Genomic DNA, 1014 nt, shown 5'->3' with positions numbered 1-1014 from the left:
TTAGGCGATGCCGTTTTTAGCCTTGAACTCCAAACGACGTGCGTGCAGGATCGGCTCAGTGTAACCAGCCGGCTGCTCCAGACCCTTAAACACCAAATCCTTCGCAGCCTGGAAAGCCACAGACTCGTCGAAGTCCGGCGCCATATCGCGGTAAGCAGCATCCCCAGCATTCTGCTGGTCAACCTTCGCAGCCATACGCTGCAGCGAGTCCAGAACCTGCTCCTCGGTCACCACACCGTGCTTCAGCCAATTAGCCAGGTGCTGGGAGTTAATACGGCAGGTCGCGCGGTCCTCCATCAGATCAATGTCGTGGATATCCGGAATCTTGGAGCAACCAACACCCTGCTCCACCCAACGGACCACATAACCCAGGATGGACTGGGAGTTGTTGTCGATCTCCTCGGCGATCTCCTCAGCAGACCAATCAGCGGACTCCGCCACCGGCAGGGTCAGGATGTCGCCCAAGGTCTCGCGACGACCCTCGGTGCGCAGCTTGTCCTGCACCTCGAAAACATCCACCTCGTGGTAGTGGGTCGCGTGCAGCGTCGCACCAGTCGGGGACGGAACCCACGCGGTGGATGCGCCCTCCTTCGGCTGACCAATCTTCTGGGCCAACATATCCGCCATCAGGTCGGTCTTGGCCCACATGCCCTTACCGATCTGCGCCTTGCCCGGCAGACCATGCTCCAGGCCAGCGTCGACATTGTTGTCCTCATAAGCGATCTTCCACGGCGCGGTCTGCAGGTCCGCCTTGCGAACCATCGGGCCGGCCAGCATGGAAGTGTGGATCTCGTCACCGGTGCGGTCCAGGAAGCCGGTGTTAATGAACGCCAGGCGCTCCTTAACCTCGGCGATGCAAGCATCCAGGTTGGCGGTAGTGCGACGCTCCTCATCCATCACACCGACCTTCAGAGTGAAGCGAGGCAGGTCCAGCAGGTCCTCCACTGCACCGAACAGGTCGTTGGTGAAAGCAACCTCCTCCGGGCCATGCTGCTTCGGCTTCACGATGTAGAT

Annotated in this window: 1 protein-coding gene; it reads right to left on the bottom strand. The window is 60.2% G+C overall.

Annotated features, from left to right (window positions below; all coding sequences use genetic code 11):
• On the bottom strand, positions 1-1014 hold a 1014-nt coding region (locus QP140_RS09725; protein ID WP_284759455.1), incomplete at its 5' end, for a malate synthase G.

It is taken from the genome of Corynebacterium sp. UMB9976, assembly GCF_030212265.1.
In the GTDB taxonomy this organism is placed as follows: domain Bacteria; phylum Actinomycetota; class Actinomycetes; order Mycobacteriales; family Mycobacteriaceae; genus Corynebacterium.
This window is presented reverse-complemented; position numbering and strand designations above follow the sequence as displayed.